Here is a 24,066-nt window from a genome sequence, read left to right on the forward strand (position 1 = left end):
GTGATTTCTTCGTTGCAATACGGGCAGATCGATAATTTACTCGAAACGCTCATAGGTCAAGAATGATATTTTTTAATAGGGTTTGGCAACAGAAAAATCACCTCCCGCCCAATTCTGCCAAATCGGAGCGACAAATCACCGGTAGTCGAAAATGGAGGTTTTATCACCTCGGGCCGGACATAGAATGACAGAATTTCATTCCTAATCTACCCTACTTATAGGGATTTTGACCATTTTGGAGGCAACATTGAAAACTCTTAAGATTTCACCGCGCTTTAAAAATGTACGGTTTCGGCCATCCGCTTTTTCGGTTTTGGTCCGGTTGGCACTGGGAATCGGCACCGGCCCGAGACGACTAATCTATCTTTGCCGGCAGAAGGCGGATCAAATTACCGCCGGTTGGTTTCTTGCAATAATTTCTTTTTTGGGAGGCAGCCTTTTCATGAAGCGATTTAATAAGATTTCGGCGTTGGTCGTGACGGCGGCCGGGATATGCTGGCTGATCGTCGCCATTCCTCAAATAGGACGATCTGAATCGACAGCGGGATCCGCCGAATATGCCCAAACCAGGGGTTCATCGGAGACAGACACAAATAATCGCGCAGTTCTATTTGCCGAGTTTACCAAAATAACGGAGGGAATTCAGGTTAATGACTGCGCCAGTTCGGCTGGGATTGCCTGGATAGATTATGACAATGACAATTATCCAGATCTCTATGTAACCAATATTGTCTATCCGGCCGGACAGCAGAATTTCCTCTATCATAATAACGGAGGCGAGTCTTTCACCAAAATAACCGACCAGATAATAACATCGCCCTACGATTATTCGCGAACCAGCACCTGGGGCGATTACGACAATGACGGCCTGATCGATGCCTTTGTCTCCAACTGGCCGGCCCAGGTGAATTATTTATACCATAATGAGGGTGGCGCGACATTTTCGAGAGTAACTTCAGGCGTAATAGTCACCGAAATCAAATGGTCCACGGCAGCGGCCTGGGCCGATTATGATAATGACGGCGACCTTGACATTATTGTCTCAAATTACGGAACCAACTCCCTATTCCGAAACGACAATGGCACTTTTAATAAAGTGACTACCGGGGAAATCGCCACCGATAATTATAATACTTATGGCGTGTCGTGGGCCGATTATGATAATGACAATGACCAGGATCTTTTCATCGCCGTGCCCGGTGAGGACAATCCGAACAATTTTAACAGGCTATTTAAAAATCTTGGCGACGGAACATTCGAGAGAATATTGGCCGGCAATATTGTCAACGATACAGGAACATCATTTGGCGGGAGCTGGGGCGATTATGATAATGACGGCGACCTTGATCTTTTCGTGACGAAAGTATGCCCGAATGATGCGGGAAATAATTTCCTGTATGCCAACAATGGCGATGGGACCTTTACAAGAGTCACCGAAGGCGTGGTTGTCACTGACGGCGGCTATTCGTTTGGAAGCTTCTGGGGGGATTTTGACAATGATGGTGATCTCGATCTCTTCGTGGCCAATTATACATGGAACGGAGAAAGCAGAGATTATCTTTATGAAAATATCGGCGGCGGTGAATTTGCTAAGGTCATTGAAGGTGATATCGTGAATGATACCGGCAGTTCCTATGGCGCCGCCTGCGCCGATTACGACCGTGACGGCGACCTTGATCTTTTTATTGCCAAGTGCACAAATGGAAACGAGAACAACGCTCTTTATGCTAATAATGGAAATGAAAACAACTGGCTGAATCTAAAATGTGTGGGGTCACTTTCCAATCGGTCGGCAATCGGGACGAAAGTGCGGGCGAAGGCGGTTATTGGCGGCGAGGAAATCTGGCAAATGCGCGAGATTTCCAGCCAGACCGGATATTGCGGACAAAATGAACTTAATGTGCATTTCGGCTTTGGTGATGCCATGGTTATAGACACGCTGAAAATTGAATGGCCGAGCGGCATAAGTCAATATCTCTATGGTGTCGGCGTAAATCAGTTTATGACGGTCACCGAACCGCTTTGCGGCGACATTGACGGCGGAGGCACGATCAATATTCTGGATATTACATTCCTTATCAACTACATATACAAGGGCGGGCAGGTTCCCCAGAATTTGTCAGTATGCGATGCCGACGGCAGCAGTATTATAAATATTCTCGATGTGACTTACCTGATTAAATACCTCTATAAGGGCGGCGCCTCGCCCGTGTGCTGATAGACCTCAATAATAAAGGCGGGTTTGAAACCCGCCTTTTATTAATCATTTCCACCGATCGGGGAAATGGGATAAAATAATTGCTACACCGGGTATTCGACTCGGGCGAACCACTCCAGTTCGATCTCCGGAAAGAGCGAATCGCGACGGCTGCAGTCGCCGAAAAATTCCCAGTCACCGGTTGACGGTTCCTCTCCCCTGATCTTCTTATCCGCCATCTCGGCCAGTCTTTTGAAATCGGAGTAATGATTCGACAGGCGAAGTTCGGCATAATCGCGGGCCGACCAGGTCGAGATCAGGAATTGCCAGTCGGAAGCCGACATCAGCATCAATTCACGGGCTGCCTGTTTCATTATATCCACGATTTCATTGGCAATATCATTCTTGTGAGTAAAATAATACTGAGCCAACTCGCACATTTTCTTCTCGGATTCATAAATGCGCCGCCAGGTCCACTCATTTTCCTCATTCAGCCAGATGTAATGGTTGCCGCCCTCGCCCCAGGAACCCTCCGGTATGGAGATAATTTCGGTCGGCTTGACGCGGTCGTAATGTTCGCCCAAAAAAGTCAGTTCAACGTCGGGATCGGCCGAGACCTTCCTGATAACTTCCTTGAGAAAATGCGGCCCCTCGAACCACCAGTGCCCGAACAGCTCGGCATCAAACGGCGCCATCAATATTCCGGCCTGCTTATGTTCTTTGTAATGGTTCACCAGAATACCGTGAACCTTGTCGGCGAAATGGCCGGAGTTTTCCGGAATGCGCGCAATAGCGCCGCCGAGATCGTATTCCACTTTGTCGGCCAAATCTGATTTGGCGGAGGTTACCGCCCAGTAGCGAAGCCCGCCGGGAAACCGCTTCTTATGGAAATCGAGGTAATGCCCGTCGCCGGGATAACCGTGCTCTCCTGACCAGACCAGCAATCCGGTTTCGGGGTCGCGTGTGAAAATAGCGACCGGTTTTTTGCCCTCGGCGGCCGAGCTGACCAGATAGACATCGCGCGGCGTTTTATCGACATCCACCTCACGCGGCTTATACTGCTCTTCGAAACGTCCCCACAGCCTTTTGAGGGCCTCAAATCGATCGAGATAAACGCCGATCGATTTGCCGCCTTTGAGAAGGGCCGAATCGACAATAAAATAGTCGAGTCCGTTTTCGGAGAGGAATTCATCGGAGCCTTTGCGCGGATAAGCTTCCGTAGATCCATCGATCGGGACCGGCGGAGCCCAGTTATAGCGCGGCCGATAGGCGCATTCGGGCAGCCAGATACCCCGGGGTTCGCGCCCGAAATGTTTCCGATAGTTTTTGACCGCCATCTTGGTCTGGGCCTGCAGCGATTCATCACGCGAAAGCAGCGGATAATACCCATGAGTCGCACCGCAGGTCATAATTTCGAGATAGCCAGCGTCCTGGAGCTTCCTGAATTCGCCTAAAATGTTGTGCCCGATGGCGTTGAATCGGGCCAGAGTATCGCCATAAAATTTCTCCCAGAAATGGGCAATTTTAAGCATTCCGGGCTGGCTGTATTTATGAAATTCTTCCTCATCATGCTGTGCCGCTTTGATTTTCTGTTGCAGGTAATTGACAAATTCGCTCTTGAATGACTCATCGGCCAACTGCTCGCACAAAACAGGCGAAATGTCGAATGTGAGTTTCGGTCTGGCTCCTTCACCAATAAGTTCATTCATTATCCTGATGAGCGGCATGTAGGTTTCCGCGGCCGCTTCGGAGAGCCAATCCATGCCGTGCGGCCAGCGTCCATGCGCGATCACATAAGGAAGATGATTATGCAATACAAAGGCAAAATAACCCTTAGTCATTCTTGTTTTCTCCACTTGAGATTGAGGATTCAAATCCGATATTTTTTCCATGAAGAGCGTCCGGCCCGCCATGAACCTTAATTTCGCCGAACTGCTTTTCGAATTTAGCCAGGTTTTCAGTCAGGGTTTTGTTCATCATTTTAGCGTGGGCCGGCGTCATAATCACTCTCGATTGAACCTTGGCTTTGGGCATTCCCGGCATTATCCGAATAAAATCGAAGATAATCTCGGTCGGCGAATGGCCAATCATAACCATATTGGCATAAGTTCCTTCGGCTTCCTTCTCGCCGAGTTCGATATTTATGCGTTGTTGTTTTAAATCCATGTTTACTCCTCAATTAAACTTGTAAGACGTCAAATCTTTTTATATATTGGCAAAAATTTTTAACAACCTAATACGGGTTTCGTCATATGCCAATAAAGATTGACAGAATTGATAAGATAACAGCAAATATAGGAAAAGCAAAGATTTTAATTCTTGGCGATATAATGCTTGACGAATATCTCCACGGGCAGGTCAACCGGATTTCTCCTGAAGCGCCGGTCCCGGTGGTGGAAATTATTACCGAATCGCTCAGCCTAGGCGGCGCGGCCAATGTGGCCAACAATATTGCGGCGCTTGGCAATGAGCCGTTTTTGATCGGGACGGTGGGCCAGGATGATGCCTCGGTCAAACTCTCGCAACTGCTCAAGGAAAAAGGCATTTCCAGGGATTTTCTGATCAATGACGAGAATCGCCGGACAACCATTAAAACCCGAATCATTGCACATTCGCAGCAAGTGGTGAGGGCCGATCGCGAGGACGCGGTCGAAGTTTCGGCCGAAGTCGAGGAGCGTATATTCAACAAATTTAACTCGATTATCGACGAAATGAACGGCGTGATAATTTCAGACTATGGCAAGGGGGTATTAACCGCTTCACTATTGGAAAAGGTAATTCCAATCTGTCGTGAGAAAAATATATTTATCGGCGTCGATCCGAAAGAGAGTCATTTTTTCAGATATAAAAAGGTCTCGGTCGTGACGCCGAATCATCATGAGGCCGGATTCGTGGCCGGACGAAGAATAAAAAACGATGCCGATTTGCGGCAGGTCGGTAAATATCTTCTCGAAAAGCTGGATTCCGATTCCGTCCTGATCACACGTGGCGAAAAAGGCATGGCCCTGTTCAGCAAAGGCGGGGATATTGATTATTTCCCGACGGTGGCGAAAAAAGTTTATGATGTCACCGGGGCGGGAGATACGGTTGTGGCCGCCTTTGTCGCGGCAGTCGCCGCCGGAGCCAGTCTGAATGAAGCGACCGAAATAGCTAATTGTGCCGCCGGAATCGTGGTCGGTGAGGTCGGCACGGCCACTGTCTCGAATGTTGTTCTGACCAGAGAATTAAAACACAATTTTGCCAATGGCGATGATTTCGCGGGATAAATTATATGAATGATTCAGTCAAAAATTTCGTCGCATCAAAAAATATTGCAATTTTTGGCGTTTCGCCGTCGGGCAAGAAGTTCGGCAACGCCGTATATAAGACCCTTCGAACCAATGGCTACAAAGTCATGGCGGTGCATCCGACCGCCGAAACAATTGAGGGCGACAAAGTTTTTACCGGAATATCCACGCTTCCCAACAAGGCAGAAGCCGCCTTTATTTGCCTGAAGCCGGACAAGGCTGAATCGATAATGGATGATATTATTAATAGCGGAATTAAAAAGGTGTGGTTCCAGCAGGGCGCCGATTTCAGCCGATTGGTCGAAAAGGCGAAGACAGCCGGATTGGATGTAGTCAGCGGGAAATGTATCATGATGTATGCCGAGCCGGTCGCGGGGGTGCATGCCTTCCATCGCTGGTTATGGAAGCTGTTCGGGAAGTATTAGGCTGGTAGGTCGAAATCCCTTGCCTGAGACCCGAAGGGTCGAAGGTCCCGAGCATAGCGAGGGAGGTTTCGACATTTTAAGTGAGTATTCAATTAGATGGACACTTTACTATGTCGAAAAAAATATTTAAAACCGCATCTTCACCGGATACGAAAAAATTAATCAAAAATCTCCGGCGCTCGAAGAAGAAAATAGTCTTCACCAACGGGGTCTTCGATATCATGCATTTCGGGCATATCGATTATCTCAGGAAGGCGAAGGCGCTCGGTGATATTCTTATAGTCGGGCTCAACACCGACAGCTCGGTCAAAAAGTTCAAATCCAAAGAGCGGCCGGTGCAGAATCAAAGTGACCGGGCCGCGATTTTGACGGCTCTCGAAGCAGTCGATTATGTCATCATGTTTTCCGAAGAAACCCCGGAGAAACTGATACAGATGGTCAGGCCGGATGTGCTGGTGAAAGGCGCCGACTATAAAATATCGGAAATTGTCGGGGCCGCTTTCGTGAAATCATACGGCGGCAAAGTCAAAAGAATTAAGCTGGCCAGAGGGCGCTCAACGACCGCGATAATTAAAAAAATAAAGCAGATGAAGAATATCTGATTATGATTCAGGCATCCGATACCGTGGAGGATCTTCTTAAAATATATCCCGAAATAGATGCCTATTTGATTCGCCGGGGTATTCGCTGTGTCGTCTGCGGCGAGCCGGTCTGGAGTACGATCGGCGAGTTGATCGAGAACAAGGGGCTTGATGTTGACGAAATGATATCGGAACTGAATGATAAATTCGCCGGCGATCAAAAATAATGCAATCTTTCAACCTCAGCTCTTTTTTGATTTCCCAAAAAGGCCCAGATAAATCTTAGAGAAATCGCCTCTCCCGCCAGCGCATCGCCCGCGCCGTTTTCAAAATTGGTATGAATGATTCTCAATTGCACCGAAAGATATCTGGTTTCAAAAGGATCATAAAAATACTTTAACCCGATACCGCCGTTGATATTTATGGCTCTCAGCCAGGTGCTGGAGTTTTTGTTGGAAAGTTTGCGGGCCTGAAGAGTCTCATAGCCGATGCCGCCCAGAAGATCAAATTGATACCGGTTTTTTTTAACAAGCCCATATCCCGGCTCGAGGCCGATATAAAAATCATAAAATGAATTCGACCCTGCAACCGCGCCGCCGAAATCGACCAGATAGGATTCTTTTGAATTGACGAATCCGAATAATATGGCCAGATCGCAAAATGCCCGCACTTTCTTTACACTCATTCCGATTCCCACCTGCGGATGGGTCCCGAAGAAATCATAATTGCCGACGCCCTGCCAGACACCGGCCAGGCCGTACAGGCTCCCGAGCGGGCTGGTCAGAATATTTTTGGCCCGTGTATGATATTCGCGGGTTATTTTTGATTCGGGGTATTTCCGGTTTCTGAGGGCATCAAAAAAATACGCGGTATCGCCGGTATATAACCGGCAAATAAGATATTCTATATTGGTGCTGTCGATATTCATGACACATGAATCGGCGATTCGATGCGTAAGGCTGTCAAATCTGGTATATTTATCAATGTCTTCCTGCGTGATGGTATATTCAGAAAAATATAGCGAGGAAGAAACCGGCGGCCAGAATTGATATCTCTTGTTGGAATTATACAATAAATAATCCAGCAGGGTGCTGTCATAATTATTTTCATCGAATTGATTCTGAACAATATCTGACAGGATTTTCATCCGATAAACCGGTTCTGCTGCGTTACAAAAACCGGTCACAAAATCGACCATGGCATAAATCGAATCGAAGTTCCCGGAATCATAATACTTGATAAATTTATCGAAAGAATTAAATTCAATCAGGATGCAGGGAGGTTTATTGTCGCGATTTTGTGCAGAGTCATCTTTGATTTGAGCATTTACGGAAATAATAAAGGAAAAGAAAATAAAAAGTAAACCGGGCAAATATTTCATCGCTGCCACCACTGTTTTATAAAATGTAAAATTCTTTCTAAGAATAATCGATACGACGACCTCCTATCTAAAATTTCCGGCTTCCCCTTTGAGTGATAGGCACGCCCTTTTTACACAACGGGCAGTCATCCGGTTCCCAGGCATCGGCCGAGACCGTGGCCAGCGGCTTGAAAGGATAATCGAATTTAACCTTGCCGCCGGAACGGTCGAGAAATTCGCCAATACCGACAATATTTGCCTTGTATTTATTGACCAGCTCGATAACTTCGAAAATCGATGTGCCGGTGGTCAGGACATCATCGACAATCAAAACCCTGGTTCCCTCCTCGATAAAGAAACCGCGCTTGAAGACTCTCCCCTTGCCGTCCTCGGCTGCTTCGGCATAGATGGAATCGACACCAAGATGCTTGGCAACTTCATAGGCGATGATAATTCCGCCGGTGGTCGGGCCGACCACTAATTCGACATTATCCTTCTCGAAACTTTTGGCCATTTCGATGCATACTTTTTCGCACATGCGCGGCTGTCTGAGGATATTAAATTTTTCATAATAAACATCGCTGTGTTTGCCGGAGGTAAGTTTGAAATGTCCTTCCAGCAGGGCGTTTGATTCTCTGAAGATATCGAGAATATTGGTCTGGCTCATTTTAGTCTCCGGTAATGATAGCCACGGCGGCGGCCATTTTTCTTTCATGAGTAATAGATACTTTTACTTCTTTATCAAGAATTCTTTCACGGACGTTATCTTCAAGATGCACATATGGTTTACCATACAGGTCATTTAAAATCTGGATATCGCGAAGATGCACGCCGGAGTCCAGAAAAGTACCCAGCGCCTTCATGACGGCTTCCTTGGCGGCAAAACGTCCAGCCAGGAACTGTACTTTATTTTGCTTTTCCCGATAGAGAATACGTTCTTCTTCTCCCAGGACGCGTCTGGCGAACCTTTCCCCCCATTGGCCAAGCGCCTTCCGGACGCGGTCGATTTCAATCAAGTCAATTCCAACCGAGTAGATCATAGTCAAGAAACACTCCCTAATTTCCGATTCAGTTAATAGATAATAATCAATTATATTTTTTTTAGCAACTGAATGAAAAAATAGATTGCGGTAAGATTAATTTTCGTATACTATATGTTAGTATTGTTGGAGAGAGGAAGATTTGAAAAATCTCTAACAACTCATTAATGAAGGTCGTCTCTTCTCGGCTGCGCCGACGCCGTGACCCACCTTAATGGATGGTAGCGAAGGCAAAATGACGGAAGTGGCTGTAAAAACCCTTTACCGTAAGGGAATGAGGAGTTTTTTCAAACAATTTACTCTCTCCAATTTTTATGTACTGAAAAAAATCGAATCAGATCCGGGGGGCGGACTGAAGAATCGGCTGGACCTCGGCATCGGTGATCGACCGGCGCGTCAGCATGAAATAACATTCATACCCGCTTGAAATAAAATACAACCGGCGCGGTTCGATTTCGACCAACCCGCTTTCCCGTTTGCCTCCGGGAAGCTCAGAGAAAATATTCAGAACTTCATGCAGATTTTTAAGCACGGCTGAGAATCTTTTATTGAATGCTTCGGATACCTGCGGGTCAAGAAAACATCCTTCATTATCAATCCGAAAAACCCGCTCGACGCCGTTGATGCCGGCCAGGGATTCATAAACTGATGCCGTCGTCGGAGGCGCGGCTTTGGTCGCCTTGAAAGTAATATCATCCGAATAATCTTTACTTTGAATAACCTTAATCACCTCAAGGTGCTGTTTGCGAAGCATCGATTCGACTTTGGTTTTTTGCTCAAAAGTATCGATGGGTGAATGAAGGTCCTGCTGAATCTTGTGGATCACCTGGCCGCCGGAAATAACCGACGTGGTCAGCCTCGGATTGGGCCGGTAAGCATATTCCGTCTGTATCTGTATTTCCTTCGTACTCTTGACAATACGAGAGGTTCTTCCGGCCGGTATATAATCTGCTTGTGCCATAAATCAAAATAACTCCGGAGGAGGCAATAGTTATACCTCCTCCGAAATTATATCGGCACAATCAGCATTTTGAATAACCACAGGATCGACAAAGAATGCATCCCGCTTCGTGCTCTATTCGGCCGCCGCAATCGGGACAGAATTCCGAAGAGATGTCCAAGTCGCGCTTAATTTCTTTTCCATCACCGAAATGAGTGTGCAAAACATGCGCAATAGCATCAGGAATTGAAGAAATCAGAGCGCCGTTTCCGAAAACGGGTGTCGAACCTCCGATGCCTTTCAATTGCTTGATAACCATTTCAACCGGCACCCCGGAGCGGAAGGCCAGTGAGATCAGGCGACAGATGGCTTCGGTATCCGCCATGGTGGAATATCCCGACTTTCCGATCTGGGCAAACACTTCAAACGGTTTGCCCTCAAGAATATTGACGGTCACATATAGATTACCGTAACCGGTTTTGATTTTTTCGGTTATGCCGGGCAAGGTCTGCGGGCGATCCTTGACATTTTTCTGCAGACCGATTTTAAGGTCGGCTTGGGCGCTGCCCGGATCGGTCGTGGCTCCCGTCGAAAGAACCTGTTCGGCGCGGCTGCCATCCCGATAGATAGTGATTCCTTTGCAGCCAAGTTTGTACGCCAGCAAGTAAGCATCCTCGACATTCTTTAAATTGGCTTCACCGGGCAGATTGATGGTTTTGGAAACGGCATTATCGGTGTGTTTCTGGAAGGCCGCCTGCATGCGGACATGCCACTCCGGCGTAACGTCATGCGTGGTCACGAATACCTTCCGGACATCTTCCGGAATTTCCTCGATATTGGCGATGGAATTATTTTTCGAGATTTCTTCCATCAGTTCCTGCGAATAGAATCCGCGCGCCTTTGCGACCCGCTCGAAAATCGGATTGACTTCAAGCATACGGGTTTTGTCCATGACCGTTCGTACATAGGAAACGGCGAACAACGGCTCGATTCCGGAAGAGCAGCCGGCAATGATAGAAATGGTTCCGGTGGGAGCGATGGTGGTCACGGTCGAATTGCGCATTTTCGGGCCATTGCCGTCTTTGTAAAAGAAGGATTTGGACCAATTGGGAAAAACACCGCGGCGCTCGGCTGCTTTTTGAGATTCATCATGACCGACCTTATTTATTCTTGACATCACTTTTTCGGCCAGGTTAAGCGCCTCCTGGGTATTGTACGGGATACCAAGAAGGATCAGCATGTCGGCCCAGCCCATGACCCCGAGACCGATTTTACGATTTTCCTTGGTGTGGAAGTCGATTTCAGGAAGCGGGTATTTGTTGGCTTCAATGACATTATCAAGAAAATGGACGCAGGTTCGCACGGTGCGGTCAAGCTTTTCCCAATCGACCTCATAGCGCGAGAGCTCATGGGGCGAATTAAGATCCACCACGGCCCGAACCATCTTGCTGAGATTGAGTGAACCGAGATTGCAGCTTTCATACGGAAGGAGCGGCTGTTCCCCGCAGGGATTGGTGGATTCATAAAGCCCCACTTTGGTGACCGGGTTGCCGTCGTTCATGCGGTCGATAAACATCAACCCCGGTTCGCCTGTCCGGTGAGCATGTTCGACAATCTTGTTGAACACTTTACGCGCATTCAAATGCGCCGACTGACCATCTCTGACATAAACGGACCCGGTCCGCGGATCGATCAATTCATACTGGCCGTTCCCCTCAACGGCCCGCATGAAGGCATCGGTCATGGCAACCGAGATGTTGAAATTGGTCAGTTCCTTAAGGTCATCTTTGCAGGAAATAAACTCCATAATATCAGGGTGATCAACGCGTAAAATTCCCATATTGGCCCCGCGCCTGGTTCCTCCCTGTTTGACCGCTTCAGTGGCCGAATTGATGACCCGCATAAACGAAATCGGCCCCGAGGCGACCCCGGAAGTCGAAGCGACGACGGCATTACGCGGCCGCAGCCGCGCGAAGGAAAAGCCGGTTCCGCCGCCCGATTTATGAATCAGGGCGGTATGTTTGACGGCGTCGAAAATCGATTCCATGGAATCACCGATGGGAAGAACGAAACAGGCCGACAACTGCCCCAGAGGCCGTCCGGCATTCATCAAAGTCGGCGAATTCGGCATGAATTCCAGCCGGCGCATCATATCATAAAATTTTCCATCTATTGCGCGAACCTCATCGGCCGACGCACCGTATTTCTTTTCCGGCTCGGCAATGGCCCCGGCGACGCGGCGAAATAACTCATCCGGGGTTTCCACGACCTGTCCCTGGTCATCCTTCTTCAAATAGCGCCGCTCAAGAACCTTGATGGAATTTTCCGTAAGTTCAAAATCTTTATTTTCTTCCATGACTACTCCTGACTTTCAATAAGACTGGCCGACTGATTTTCACGATCGATGACAAAATCGCCGAACACAATCGGCGCCTCGGCCTGCAAAACATCGAGCATTTGCAGGCAGATACCCCGGATCTCCCAATGCGCCCTGGGACTGCAGCGGACCTCGAATATATGACGATATTCCCTGAAATTTGCCGAAATCACGATTTCCGATGTGGTTCCGCCCGGAAGAATATATCGGGCATCTTCCTGGGGAATGTCGGCCTTGACCATCTCGGTATAAAACTTCTCACACTGAGAGGCCATTTCTAGATATCGGTCTTTAAACACCGAATTTTCAATCGTCGGCGGAAGAACGACATCAAAATTTCGCGTCTTGCCGTATTCGACATACCGTTGCGATTCCTGGGATGGGGACATTAGTCGATGCCTGACCAGCTCATGGGTGAAGGTTCTTGAACCGCCCTTAATCCGAAAGGTTGCCATGGCATGTTCCAGAACCGAATGGTGTTTTTTCCTAATAACTTTCCTGATCAGCTCCGCGGTCGAATCGGGCGGATTATACCTGTGAAACGACAAATAGCAGGTCCGACAAGCCGATTCTATGACCTGTTCTGCACCGGGGGTAATGGCCATCAATTCCACCGATGGCCCGGCAATAATATCAATCATACTTCTTCCCTGACCGGTTATGGTGCTTTCCATATTAATTTAGCCTCATATATCTCAAGATATTATCACATTTTTCGCTTTTTTCGAAAGAACGCATAAACTTCCCTTGCCAGAAATCACAAATTCGGCATAAGTAATTACATATTAACAATTTACGCAGTACGGTCCCAAGTTGGACCCTATTTCCCGACCCTTCTTCAAAGCGGCTTGCAGACTAATTAAAAATACGCGGTAAGTCAACAAAAAAAAGCAATTTCTTTAAAAAATATAACAATATATTGTGCCTCAATATTTTAATATACCGTTATATTGTATAAAATCAAGCCTGTTGAAAATATGGTTAATTTGCTCTAACTATCCGATATTAAAATGGACTTTTTGAGTCATTGACGCCGAAAAAATGAATTAAAAAATAAATTAAACCACCGTTCTGTCGGCACGTCAAATAGTCAGATTAAGCCCTGTATTGGACAACAGTTAAACGGGCAAAAATACCTTGACACCGGCGTATAATTTATGGATTTTTGAAAATACAGGCTATTGCCCCGGTTATACTTTCGGGGGACGGTCCTGAAAAAACGATTTAGGTTTGAAGATAACTTAATCGGAGGCATATAATTAATGAACTTAAGCGATTTTGAACAGGAGGGTGTCATCGTCCTTGAGCCCAAGGGTAAAATTATGGGTGGGCCGGACGCGACCATCCTGCACGAGAGGCTCCATGAGATGATAGAGCAAGGCAGGAAGAAATTCGTTATCGACCTGTCGCGCGTGGAATGGATGAATTCCACCGGGCTGGGCATTCTGATTTCCGGCCTCACAACCCTGCGCAATAATAAGGGTGAGTTGAAAATTGCCAATGTCACAGAGAAGATAAAATCTCTTTTAATCATAACCAAACTGGCGACTGTTTTTGAAGCTTACGATACTGTTGATGACGCCATAAAATCTTTTTAGGCATACATGCCGGTAATTGTAAAATGATAATGTGGGTAGGTTGGGACCCAGCCTGCCCTTTTTAGTTAAACGGAAATTCAAATATGGAAAAACCAATTTTAACGGAAAACAGCATCAGGATCCCTTCTTCTCAGGAGTTTCTGGTCGATGTTGACAGTTTTCTCGAAGACAGGCTTGGTAAATTCGGAGTTGACAAACCGACAATCGCGGACATTGCCATCTCCGTTACCGAAATTGTCAATAATGCCATTGTCCACGGCAACAAATCAGTTTTTGAAAAAGCGGTTATGATCGAAGTGGCTGCCAGAAATTCTGAGATAGTGATTGTTGTGGCCGATGAAGGTGACGGCTTTGATCCCGAGAAAATCGAAAACCCGATCGAGGATGGAAATCTTCTCAAAGAAGTCGGGAGAGGTGTCTTTATTACAAGGGCCCTGATGGATGAAGTTCTAATCGACGCCGTTCCGGGACGACCGACACGGGTTACTTTAGTAAAACATATATAGATCTAAACGGTCTAATGAGTAAATGGATATTACGCAGATTATATTAACGGCGGTGTACTTCGTATTCGGCGGGGTTTTCCTTTTCCTCGCCTTCAGTATTACCCGCGACAATTTCTCGGCCCGGTTGAATCGGATAACCGGGATGATGCTCTTTTTTGCCGCTCTCGGGCCGGTCTTCCTTGCCTTCGGTGAAATTGTCAAGCCGACTGTCTCCGCCGAGGCGCCCTTTGAAGAATCGATTATTTATAATCTACTATATCTTTGGGAGCTGTTCTTCCCGGCATTCCTGCTTTTCTCATGGGTTTTCCCGATCGACCGCCTTTCGGCCATGAAAAGAGCAAAGCTGAGATATCTGATATTTCTGCCGCATATTTTCCATTTGATACTGGTGATATTCTTCAATAATCCCGAAAGAATCCTGACGATTCTGGATATAGAATCGGGTGACGGATTTCTCTCTCTTATTCTGGAACCGCTGTCTTCTCTGCTTAAGTGGGTAGTTCTTGGTTTCACATTATTGCTCAGTTCCGAAATTACACTGTTTTCACTGATAAATCTCATCTATGCCGCCATGGGTATATATTTTCTTATCAAAGGCAGATCACTGGTGGCCAATCCCGATATTAAAAAACAATCGAACATGATGGTCTGGGGGATTACGGCGGCGGTTATATGTTACTCGATTGCTTTCCTTGTTCCCCAGGTTTTGTCAATAGAGATATCATTGTCATACCAAAGGCCGCTGCTTCTGATCACTTTGCTGGCAGGGGCCGGGTCGGTGGTCTGGTCGGTAGTGACTCATCGGTTCCTTGACATCACCGTCCTTGTCAGGCAGTCGCTGGTCTATACCCTGTCCTCGGCGATACTGGTCGGAGTTTACATTCTTCTGGTCGGGCAGGCGGACAAACTTATTACTTCATTTCTGGGCGAAAAGACCACCATTGTCAATATTGCCTTTATCGTCATGGCGCTGATATTATTCCAGCCCATCAACGTCCAGCTGGATAATATCATCAAGCGGATTTTTATTAAGGGGCGCTCCGATTATCGGCATGTGATGGAGCAGCTTTCCAAAAGCCTGATTTCGGTTCTTGATCCGGAGCAGTTAAAAAGCTTGATCGAGCGGACATTAAGAAGCAGTCTCATGACCGAACGGGTTTATTTCGTGCTTTATGATGATAAACTGGCCGAGTATGTGTTGCAGCCCTCGGAAGATTATGCCAAGCGGGTTATTATCAACCGTGAGGATTATTTCCTGGGCGGTGTCAACCAACTGGAAAATCTGACATTTATCGACCGCCTGACCCTGTACAATAAAAACAGTCAGCTCTATACCGAAATGCAGAAGCGCCAGGTCAGGCTGATCCTTCCGTTGAAGGACGCCGATAATCTCCTGGGTTTTCTGGCGCTTACCGATAAGCGATCCGGGTTTAAATACAATGCTGAAGATATTACCATGCTGGGCGTGATTACCAATCAGCTTGTTACGGCGCTGACCAACTCGAGGCTTTACCAGGATTCGCTTGAAAAACAGCGGTTGTCGGAAGAATTAAATATGGCCCGCCAGATTCAGGTGGAACTTCTGCCGAAATGCCCGCCGGCGGCGGACAACTTTCAGATATGCGCCTGCTCTTTTCCCTCGAAAACAATCGGGGGCGACTTTTATGATTTCATCCACCGGGAAGACGGCACCTTCGGGATGGTAATCGCGGATGCTTCCGGCAAAGGGCTGCCGGCCGCCCTGATGGTGACACAGATACAAGCCATGCTTCGTTCGGAAATAGGAAATAATAATGATATTACCAGGATAATGAAAAATATCAACCATTATGTGACGCAGATGACGTCATCGGAGAAATTCGCAACTCTGTTCTATGGCGAATTTGACCCAATCAGTTGTGATTTCAAGTATTCCAATGCAGGACATAATTATCCCATTCTTGTCCGGGCGGACGGGACCCATGAATTCTTGTCCCGGGGCGGGCTTTTGATCGGGGCCTTTACCGGCGTACTCTACGAGGATGGATTGGTACGCATGAATGATAACGATCTTCTATTTTTCTATACTGACGGCCTTTCGGAGGCAATGAACGAAAGCGGAGAGGAATACGGCGAACGACGTATAATAGATTATGTGACACGAAACCGTAATCTCACGCCGGATGAAATCGCGGACGGCATTTTGAAGGATAAGAAAAAATTCGACAATACCGATCCGCCGAGTGACGACACTACTTTGATCGTGCTCAAGGTCGGGAAGGGAGCTTTAATTGGATCGAATAATGCTTGATGAAAAAGCACTGTTTGAGAGAAAGGGGAAATTTCTCGGGTATAGATTCTGCCCCCGTTGCAGCGGCGACCTCAATATGGAGATGATTGATGGCAGGGACCGATTAAGATGTTTAAATGATAAATGCGATTTCATTTACTATCATAATCCGATACCGGCCGCCGGAGCCATTGTGGTCGAGGAAGGAAAAATTCTTCTGGTGAAACGGGCGGTCATGCCGCGCGTCGGGTGGTGGTGCATTCCGGCCGGCTTTATGGAGTGGTCGGAGCATCCTTCACAGACGGCCGTGCGGGAGGTTCAGGAAGAAACCGGGCTTGAAATCCGGCTGGAATCGTTATTCGAAGTATATTCCGGAAACGACGATCCGAGAATGAACGCCGTCCTGATTTTGTATCTGGGCAGAAAAATCGGAGGCCGACTGGCGCCGGCCGATGACGCACAGGATGTCAGGTTTTTTGGATTCGATGAATTGCCTGAGAAAATCGCCTTTATTTCACATCATCAGGCCCTTGCCGATTACCGGGAAAGATTTTTAAAATAAAAGGTTTCTTCTTGCACATATAACGATTACTATATATGCGGACTGAGATGAACAGCGGAGGATATGATGACTATAAATAAATATCCAATTATCATAATATCATTGATATTGTTATCCCTTAATCTGCAGGCCGCGGAGAATTATAAGAAGTTCGACCTGCCGCTCGATCTGATAAATTATATGGAGATTTCATTGGAAGGCAAGACCGCCGTCATGACTGTTTTTGCCGGTGATTCATCACAATCATTCAGGATGGAATCGCTGGAAGACAACCGATCCTATCACGAAATCAGCTATCAGGGATCGGTCGTACTCAACAACGAGGGTTTTATGTCGTCGGGCGCCGGTTACCCGTTTGATTTAATCGATAAAACGGATGTTGTTTTTGACAACAAAAAAACACGCATACTCTTTTATCAAAAGGACCCGGAGTCGGATGTCAAATTCCGCAGCAGGAAGAAGAACAATATCTCGATTTTCAATGACATCAATATTGCCGGCGGCGATTTCATCCGGGGCTCGGTAGTCTCATTCTGGGCCGATATCGTGATCAACGGCGAAGTGAACGAGGATGTCATCGCTGTTTACGGAGATATTTCCGTCGGTCAGCAGGCAGTCATCCGCGGAGACGTGATCTCCATAGACGGTAAGGTCGATATTGCCAAGGGCGCTACTGTTTACGGCCGGGTGCAGGCATCCGGCGGAAAAAAGAAATTTCAGTTTGACCGCTGGACCCGCTGGCACAATAAGGAAAAGGATTTTTCCACAATCATAAGATTTTATTACGATCGGGTGGACGGGGCCACGCCGCTATTGGGAGTGCAATTTACCGATGAGGATTCGCTCCTGCCTAATGTGGAAATATACTCCGGGTATGCGTTTTCGTCGGAAGAATGGCGGTATTATGTCGGTTTGGAGCAATCGTTCTGGCTGAAGCACCCGATTACCCTTGGCGGGTCTTTTTACCGGAAGCTGGCGACCCAGGATGACTGGCTGATGCAACGAAATGATAATACGGTTTTTGCGCTGCTGGCCACCGAGGATTACCGCGATTACTATGAGGCCGAAGGTGGTTATATTTTTGGGCGTTTTACTCCCCTGAGTTATTTCAATGTGGAAATTGGCACGTTGGTGGAAAAATACACCTGGCTGGATGCACATACCGATCTCTGGTCAATGTTCGGCGGTTCGAAGGCATTCGGAAGTAATTTTGGCAGTGTTCCGGCGGCAGAGCGCGCGAGCGGGATCGAGGCCCTGGATGGAGCCGAAATGGCCTCCATCATATTGAAAAGTGATCTCGATAACAGCGACCGGGAAGCGCGATTCGGGCAGTCTTTCTGGATGGGAACGGCGGAGCTCGAATGGCTTCCGGACGGCTGGAATGATGATTTCGATTTCACTCGCTATTTCGTCCGGGCCGGCCGGTTTCAAAGCCTGAATGAATACAGCGGCTTTTATATTAAAGCGGGCTATGGCGGGTCGGACGGCCTGCTGCCCCTGCACCGGCGCTATTTTCTGGGCGGCCTTGAGACGCTTCTGGGATACAGGCATAAGGAATATAGCGGGCAGGAATTCTGGCTGGGCAATGTCGAATACAGACTTACTTTTCCAAAAACCGATATTACCGGGTTGCTTCTTTACAATGCGGGCCAAATTTCGGAAGAGGCCGGAAAGCTTGGAGACGCGGAGGTCAAGCAGTCGATCGGCATCGGGGTTTCGTTCGAGGAAAGTCTCCGACTGGATCTTTCCCGGCGCCTGGACCGCTCTGATTCTTCATTTCAAATATATGTCCGGCTTGGAATTAACTTCTAGACTTCACAAATAGAGCCGAGCCGGGAGTAATTTCGCGGCTGGCTCAACCCACGAATTTAGACAATTACAGTCGTATTAGCCTGCCAAATTCTATCCATTCCCCACCTTCAATAACCTGATCCGGCATAAAGTCACGCCATATATGTGCCGATACATGAGCAAGATAAGAAAAATTATATGGAATGAGTTAATATGGCAAGTAATGATGAAAAACAGGTTGATTTAACAGCCAGTTTATTCTTTGAAGAAGCCCAGGATGATTACGACGCCGACACCGAGAAGATAAAATTATCCCAGGCCAATGATGTTCTGGCCGAGATGGAAGCGGCGCTCGACGAAATCGCGGATGACAACCCGCGCATCGGTGCCGCTGACGAGACCGGATCCGGGTCAAATGACGATTTGAGAGCGGTCCTGCAGGTTTCCCTCGCGATAAACTCTTCGCTGGTTCTGGAAGATATCCTGCAAATCGTTATGAAAAAGGCCATCGAACTTCTCTCAGCGGAGAGAGGCTTTATTATGCTGCTTGATGATGGCGGCAGGCTGCAATTCAAAACAGCCTATAATTTATGCAAGGAAGAGATGACCGACAATGATTTCAAAATATCCAATTCGATTGCCAATGATGTGGCGCAATCCGGTAAATCGGTTTATACTTCCGATGCGCTTTCAGACGAGCGGTATGCCAACCAGAAATCGGTCGTAGAGCTTCATCTGCGGTCGATCATGTGTGTCCCGCTGAAAATCAAGAATAAAGTCATCGGCATCATTTATCTCGACAACTCATCCCAGGCAAAGCTGTTTCTTAAATCGGATTTATACCTGTTTGAAATGCTGGCTCAACAGGCGGCCCATGCCATTCATAACGCCACTTTGTATTATCAGCTTCTGGATTTGAAGAAATTCAATGAAAAGGTCGTAAACAACTCCCCGGTCGGAGTTATTGTTATAAATGCAAGATATGAACTGGTGTCGATTAACGATGCCGCCCTCGCGGTACTCGACAAGAACAAAGAGTGTATCCGGCTGTTCAATGCCAACGATCTGCCGACCAAATTTATTGAGCTGGTTCCCAAAGAGGAAGTCTCCAAGCTCCAGAAAATGATCAACACTGCGCTGGAGACCAAGCAGACCATCGAGGAAGCACGGTACTTCCACAATACCGGCTACAGTGAGAAGGTTCTTTCGATTAAGATTTCGCCAATCAGCAAGATTCCGAACGGCGGAGACGGTTTGATTCTGGTGATCGAAGACATTACCGAAAAGATTATCATGGAAAAATATGTCATCCTGTCGGAAAAACTTGTCGCCCGGGGTGAGATGGCGGCGTCAATCGGCCACGAACTTAACAATTACCTGGCCATCATTGCCAACAATGCGGAACTCCTGTCATACAACCTTGAAAAGGGCCGCGATGAGAAGGCGCACGAGAACTCGAAGCAGATCGTTGAAAATATTTCCAAGATGAAACGCTTCACCGACGGCTTGATGGACTTCTCCAAAATGGAGACGGAAATAATCAGCTACGAGATTCGGCGACTGATCGAGGAACTTTTATTCTCATTGAAAGCGCAGGCACGATTCAAAAATATCGCGATTAATGTCGACTTCGACGGGGAAATACCCAGTGTCGAAATGGATGTCGGTCAATTACAGCAGGTATTGATGAATCTTTTGAACAATGCGGCCGATGCCCTGGATCAAAAATATAATCAGGAAAAGGCCAAAGGTAACAACAAGTTCAAGCAGGAAATAGATATTAAAGTCTCGCACGACCCCGGGACTTCTACTATTAATATTTCGCTGTCCGATAATGGTTGCGGCATCTCACAGCAGTATATGTCAAAGATATTCCAACTGCACTTCACGACGAAGAAATCGGGACACGGACTCGGCCTGGCCAATTGCAAAAAGATTATAAACAATCACAACGGGGAAATAACACTGTCCTCCAAAGAAGGGTCGGGCACCACATTTAATATTACCCTGCCGGAAAAGCAGCTAAGAGCAGTCAAGTAAATGTTGGAAAACAGATTCGCACCGGGTGGATACAAAATTGAACGCTTGCTGGGAACCGGGGGAACCGCCCGGGTGTACCTCGCCCGCGGCACTCACGATAACCGCCTGACTGCATTAAAGACCGTCATAACCTCGGACTCCGCGAATCTTGAACAATTCCGCAAACTGGCCCGCCGGGAGCTCCAATTAATCGGCAATCTCAAATATCATGGCATCGTTAGAGTATTTGACTTCCGGGATGACCCGGATTATCCATATCTGAAACTCGAGTACTGCCCGGAAGCAACACTGGATACCCTGCCCCGCATTGAATCAATTGATTGCTTAAAAAACCTGCTGTCATCCATTGCCATTAATCTGCACTTTCTGTATAAGGCGAGACTGTTTCACGGCGACCTCAAACCGCATAATATTTTCCTTACACATGATCTTTCGGAATATTCCGGAGACAGGCTGATATATTCAAAAATATCCGATTTTTCACTGGCCCTCAAGGCCGGTGAGAATAGATCCGACCGGCTTGGTCTCGGCACCGTCGGCTACATGGCGCCGGAGACAATCGATTCGGGTGCGCTGGATCACAGGTCCGATATTTTCGCCTTTGGCGTAATCGCTTACAGGCTTGCTACCGGACAGCACCCCTTTATGGAAAACGAATCCGATCCGGTGAGGATTAACGGCGCTGTAAAAGAAAGCTGTCCGCCTTCTCCCTCGGAAATAATCAGGGCCATTCCCAAACCGCTGTCCGATCTAATAATGGCGATGCTTGAAAAGGACCCGGGCGGGCGCCCATCGGATGGTTTCGAAATATGCAGGAAACTGGAATCAATCGACTGCCAATATCCCTATCGTAAAGCGATTCGCCCAAAAAATATTCTGGAATTGATGCCGGATTCTTATGCCGAAAATCTTCCGGGGAATGAAATTTTCGCTTTCGCCTCACCCGTAATCAAAAGATTAACCGAACTGGCGGGTGACGATCATATTCGTCTTAGAAATGTTCTGGAATTATATTTCACGCGCGGTCTATTGAACTGGACGGACGGACGGATGGAATTATCGGCAGATTCCGATAAGATGTTTCTTCCCAAAAGACTGTTCAGACAGGATCGCGCCGATTTTCATGGTCTCCCCTATTCCCGAAAGAAAAGGATTATTCTGGCTGCTGTCTGCGGCGGGCGCAAAGAAGCGGAATCAGTGGATATAACCAATCCGGATGAAGCAGCCGATTATTTGACGGCTCCTCTTTTGAGATATGCCGCCGAAAATATTTCAAGCGCGACCTGGCGGAGATTCGCCGACAAAATCGCCGACCGGGCTTCGCTTAAGTACAAAAATTACCAAATTGCCGCACCACTGTATCTAAAGGCCGGCAATCTTGAAAAGGCTTATACTGCAACGATTGATGCTTCCAACGAGCTGATAAATGATAACAAGTATGATACTGCTTTTGAGATACTGCGGCGTTTAAAGGAACTGTGCCGTCAGCATGGCGATATCAGGAAATTGCGGGTGGTTTTGATGCAAATCGCCGATATCGAAAAGATGATTGGGGAAACAATCAGGGCCGAAAAGAGCTACAATGAAATAATCGAACTATATAAGGACAGCCCCCCCGACAAGCTTCTGGCTGAGACCCACAAGGATCTGGGCGATCTTTATCGCATGAAACAGGATTATGAAAAAGGGCTGAAAGCGCTGCATCAGGCCGAGGAATTATACACCGGGCTCGATGATCACCTGCAGCTATCACATACATTGAACAATATCGGCAATCTTCTGGCTATTAAGAGTCAATATAATGATGCTCTGGTAAGTTATCATAAGGCGCTGGGGATTCAGCGCCGCCTGAAGGCCGCTGTTGCAGTAGCATCCACGCTAAATAATATCGGCGGAATGTATTACTTCAAGGGCCGGTATATGCGGGCCCTGCGGGTTTTTAAGATTGCACTGAAAATTCAGCGTGAAATCGGCAACGCCGGCGAAATCGCGCGAACTCTCAACAATCTGGGCTGCGCCTATCAGGAAGTAGAGAGATTCGACGAGGCCCAGGGCTGTCTTGATGAATCCCTTCAATTGAATCGCAAAATCGGCAGTAAGAGAGAAATTTTATATAATCTGGACAGTCTCACATCGGTCATGTTTTCGGCCGGCAATCTTAAGGATTCCATAAAACTAATTCGAGAAGGAATCGCCCTGTCCCATGAACTGTCCGACAAACCATTGGCCGCCTACTTCACGACACATCTGGCCCGGGTTCAAAAAAGAATGGGTTATTACGGGCAGGCCCATGATAATTTCAGTAAAGCGCTGGAACTGTTTTCCGGAATAGATGATGCTTATCAGGAATCCGGCTGCCGCGCGGGGCTGGCCGATTTATATTCCTCTCTAAATATGCCGGACAAAGCCAGAGAGAGCCTGGAAGCACTCTTGAGACTGGCCGAAACCGCCAGTGACAAAAGAACGCATATAATCCACAAAATAATGCTGGGAAGCATTGAGAAAGACATTCGAACCATTGAAGAGGCACTGTGCGTGGCCCGCGAAATAAAAGCGACGGCCAGCATAAATCTGGCTGAAATGAAGCTGGCCGGTTTACTGATCGCGGATAAAAATTATGAGAAGGCCGGATCGCTTCTGAATAGATTGTCATCAATTTTTGTCGAGGATCGATCAAATCTGGAAATTGCGGAATTTTACGGAATATATGGAGAGTATTATAAGGGCCTGGGGGATGCTAAACAGGCTATGACTTATTATGAGAAGTCTTTGCGGCTGTCGTCAGGTCATTCATTGAAACCAGAGATGATCGACGCCCTGGGTCGGATTGGGGCAATATTAATAACTAATAAGGAATATGAGGCCGGTTACCGAAATTATCGTCAAGCCATTAACCTCGTAAAGGCAATTGCCGAAGATATTAAGGATGAGAATATCAGGACAAGATTCTTGTCCGGAGAGAAGATCGCCTCAATGGCAGGAGAGGTCAAAAAGCTCGGCCAGATTCTGGCCCAAACGAAAAGGGCAGGCTTAAAAAGCCTGCCCTAATTCAACTGTCAAAGGAGCTTATTGTCCACCCAGGCTTATCGCAGG

General features: G+C 47.3%; 20 protein-coding genes. 12 read left to right on the top strand and 8 right to left on the bottom strand.

Translation table 11 applies throughout. The annotated features are described in order from the left end of the window. Nucleotides 1–247: 247 nt before the first annotated feature. On the top strand, nt 248–2,218 hold the full coding sequence (locus CVT49_02205) for a hypothetical protein (protein ID PKK84655.1): 1,971 nt from the start codon (nt 248–250) through the stop codon (nt 2,216–2,218). 83 nt (nt 2,219–2,301) lie between these two features. Here CVT49_02205 and CVT49_02210 read toward each other — a convergent pair whose 3' ends face one another. Continuing rightward, on the bottom strand, nt 2,302–4,110 hold the full coding sequence (locus CVT49_02210; protein ID PKK84656.1) for a DUF1957 domain-containing protein: 1,809 nt from the start codon (nt 4,108–4,110) through the stop codon (nt 2,302–2,304). Beyond that, entirely contained in the window at nt 4,031–4,363 is a 333-nt protein-coding gene (locus CVT49_02215) for a DUF3467 domain-containing protein (protein PKK84657.1), read from the bottom strand. The genes CVT49_02210 and CVT49_02215 overlap by 80 nt, the downstream gene beginning before the upstream one ends. Nucleotides 4,364–4,449: 86 nt before the next feature. Between CVT49_02215 and rfaE1 the strand changes: the two genes are divergently transcribed. The 4 genes from rfaE1 (at nt 4,450) to CVT49_02235 (ending at nt 6,717) form a co-directional block, all read left to right on the top strand. Beyond that, nucleotides 4,450–5,463, top strand: a complete 1,014-nt coding sequence (rfaE1, locus tag CVT49_02220; protein PKK84658.1) for a D-glycero-beta-D-manno-heptose-7-phosphate kinase — start codon at nt 4,450–4,452, stop codon at nt 5,461–5,463. A gap of 5 nt (nt 5,464–5,468) precedes the next feature. Next, nucleotides 5,469–5,909, top strand: a complete 441-nt coding sequence (locus CVT49_02225) for a hypothetical protein (GenBank protein ID PKK84659.1) — start codon at nt 5,469–5,471, stop codon at nt 5,907–5,909. 110 nt (nt 5,910–6,019) lie between these two features. After that, complete coding sequence (gene rfaE2, locus CVT49_02230) at nt 6,020–6,511, top strand: D-glycero-beta-D-manno-heptose 1-phosphate adenylyltransferase (GenBank protein PKK84660.1); 492 nt, start codon at nt 6,020–6,022, stop codon at nt 6,509–6,511. Nucleotides 6,512–6,513: 2 nt separating this feature from the next. Then, on the top strand, nt 6,514–6,717 hold the full coding sequence (locus CVT49_02235) for a DUF1858 domain-containing protein (GenBank protein ID PKK84661.1): 204 nt from the start codon (nt 6,514–6,516) through the stop codon (nt 6,715–6,717). On the opposite strand, the gene CVT49_02240 is transcribed toward CVT49_02235, so the two are convergent. The 6 genes from CVT49_02240 to thyX all read right to left on the bottom strand — a co-directional run bounded on the left by CVT49_02240 (nt 6,708) and on the right by thyX (nt 12,881). After that, nucleotides 6,708–7,871, bottom strand: coding sequence for a hypothetical protein (locus CVT49_02240; protein PKK84662.1), 1,164 nt, complete (start codon nt 7,869–7,871; stop codon nt 6,708–6,710). The genes CVT49_02235 and CVT49_02240 overlap by 10 nt on opposite strands. Nucleotides 7,872–7,938: 67 nt before the next feature. Then, on the bottom strand, nt 7,939–8,517 hold the full coding sequence (locus CVT49_02245; protein ID PKK84663.1) for an orotate phosphoribosyltransferase: 579 nt from the start codon (nt 8,515–8,517) through the stop codon (nt 7,939–7,941). A gap of 1 nt (nt 8,518) precedes the next feature. Further along, complete coding sequence (acpS, locus tag CVT49_02250) at nt 8,519–8,890, bottom strand: holo-[acyl-carrier-protein] synthase (GenBank protein PKK84664.1); 372 nt, start codon at nt 8,888–8,890, stop codon at nt 8,519–8,521. 334 nt (nt 8,891–9,224) lie between these two features. Beyond that, nucleotides 9,225–9,851, bottom strand: a complete 627-nt coding sequence (locus CVT49_02255) for a hypothetical protein (protein ID PKK84665.1) — start codon at nt 9,849–9,851, stop codon at nt 9,225–9,227. 61 nt (nt 9,852–9,912) lie between these two features. Continuing rightward, nucleotides 9,913–12,186 carry a ribonucleoside-diphosphate reductase, adenosylcobalamin-dependent gene (locus CVT49_02260; protein ID PKK84666.1) on the bottom strand — a complete coding sequence of 758 codons (2,274 nt, stop codon included), beginning with the start codon at nt 12,184–12,186 and terminating at the stop codon, nt 9,913–9,915. A gap of 2 nt (nt 12,187–12,188) precedes the next feature. Continuing rightward, entirely contained in the window at nt 12,189–12,881 is a 693-nt protein-coding gene (gene thyX, locus CVT49_02265) for a thymidylate synthase (FAD) (protein PKK84667.1), read from the bottom strand. A 588-nt stretch (nt 12,882–13,469) separates the two neighbouring features. On the opposite strand from thyX, the gene CVT49_02270 reads away from it, so the two are divergent. The 7 genes from CVT49_02270 to CVT49_02300 all read left to right on the top strand — a co-directional run bounded on the left by CVT49_02270 (nt 13,470) and on the right by CVT49_02300 (nt 24,021). Beyond that, nucleotides 13,470–13,805, top strand: a complete 336-nt coding sequence (locus CVT49_02270; protein ID PKK84668.1) for an anti-sigma factor antagonist — start codon at nt 13,470–13,472, stop codon at nt 13,803–13,805. A gap of 83 nt (nt 13,806–13,888) precedes the next feature. Next, entirely contained in the window at nt 13,889–14,311 is a 423-nt protein-coding gene (locus CVT49_02275) for an ATP-binding protein (GenBank protein PKK84669.1), read from the top strand. 22 nt (nt 14,312–14,333) lie between these two features. Further along, on the top strand, nt 14,334–16,601 hold the full coding sequence (locus CVT49_02280; GenBank protein ID PKK84670.1) for a hypothetical protein: 2,268 nt from the start codon (nt 14,334–14,336) through the stop codon (nt 16,599–16,601). Then, complete coding sequence (locus tag CVT49_02285; GenBank protein ID PKK84671.1) at nt 16,594–17,142, top strand: NUDIX hydrolase; 549 nt, start codon at nt 16,594–16,596, stop codon at nt 17,140–17,142. The genes CVT49_02280 and CVT49_02285 overlap by 8 nt, the downstream gene beginning before the upstream one ends. Before the next feature lie 66 nt (nt 17,143–17,208). Beyond that, nucleotides 17,209–18,954: a hypothetical protein gene (locus tag CVT49_02290; protein ID PKK84672.1), complete on the top strand. Its 1,746-nt coding sequence runs from the start codon at nt 17,209–17,211 to the stop codon at nt 18,952–18,954. Between the two features lie 192 nt (nt 18,955–19,146). Next, complete coding sequence (locus CVT49_02295) at nt 19,147–20,973, top strand: hypothetical protein (protein ID PKK84673.1); 1,827 nt, start codon at nt 19,147–19,149, stop codon at nt 20,971–20,973. Then, nucleotides 20,974–24,021 carry a hypothetical protein gene (locus CVT49_02300; protein PKK84674.1) on the top strand — a complete coding sequence of 1,016 codons (3,048 nt, stop codon included), beginning with the start codon at nt 20,974–20,976 and terminating at the stop codon, nt 24,019–24,021. It abuts the gene before it with no gap. The last annotated feature ends 45 nt before the right edge of the window (nt 24,022–24,066 follow it).

This window comes from candidate division Zixibacteria bacterium HGW-Zixibacteria-1 (genome assembly GCA_002838945.1).
In the GTDB taxonomy this organism is placed as follows: Bacteria; Zixibacteria; MSB-5A5; order GN15; family PGXB01; genus PGXB01.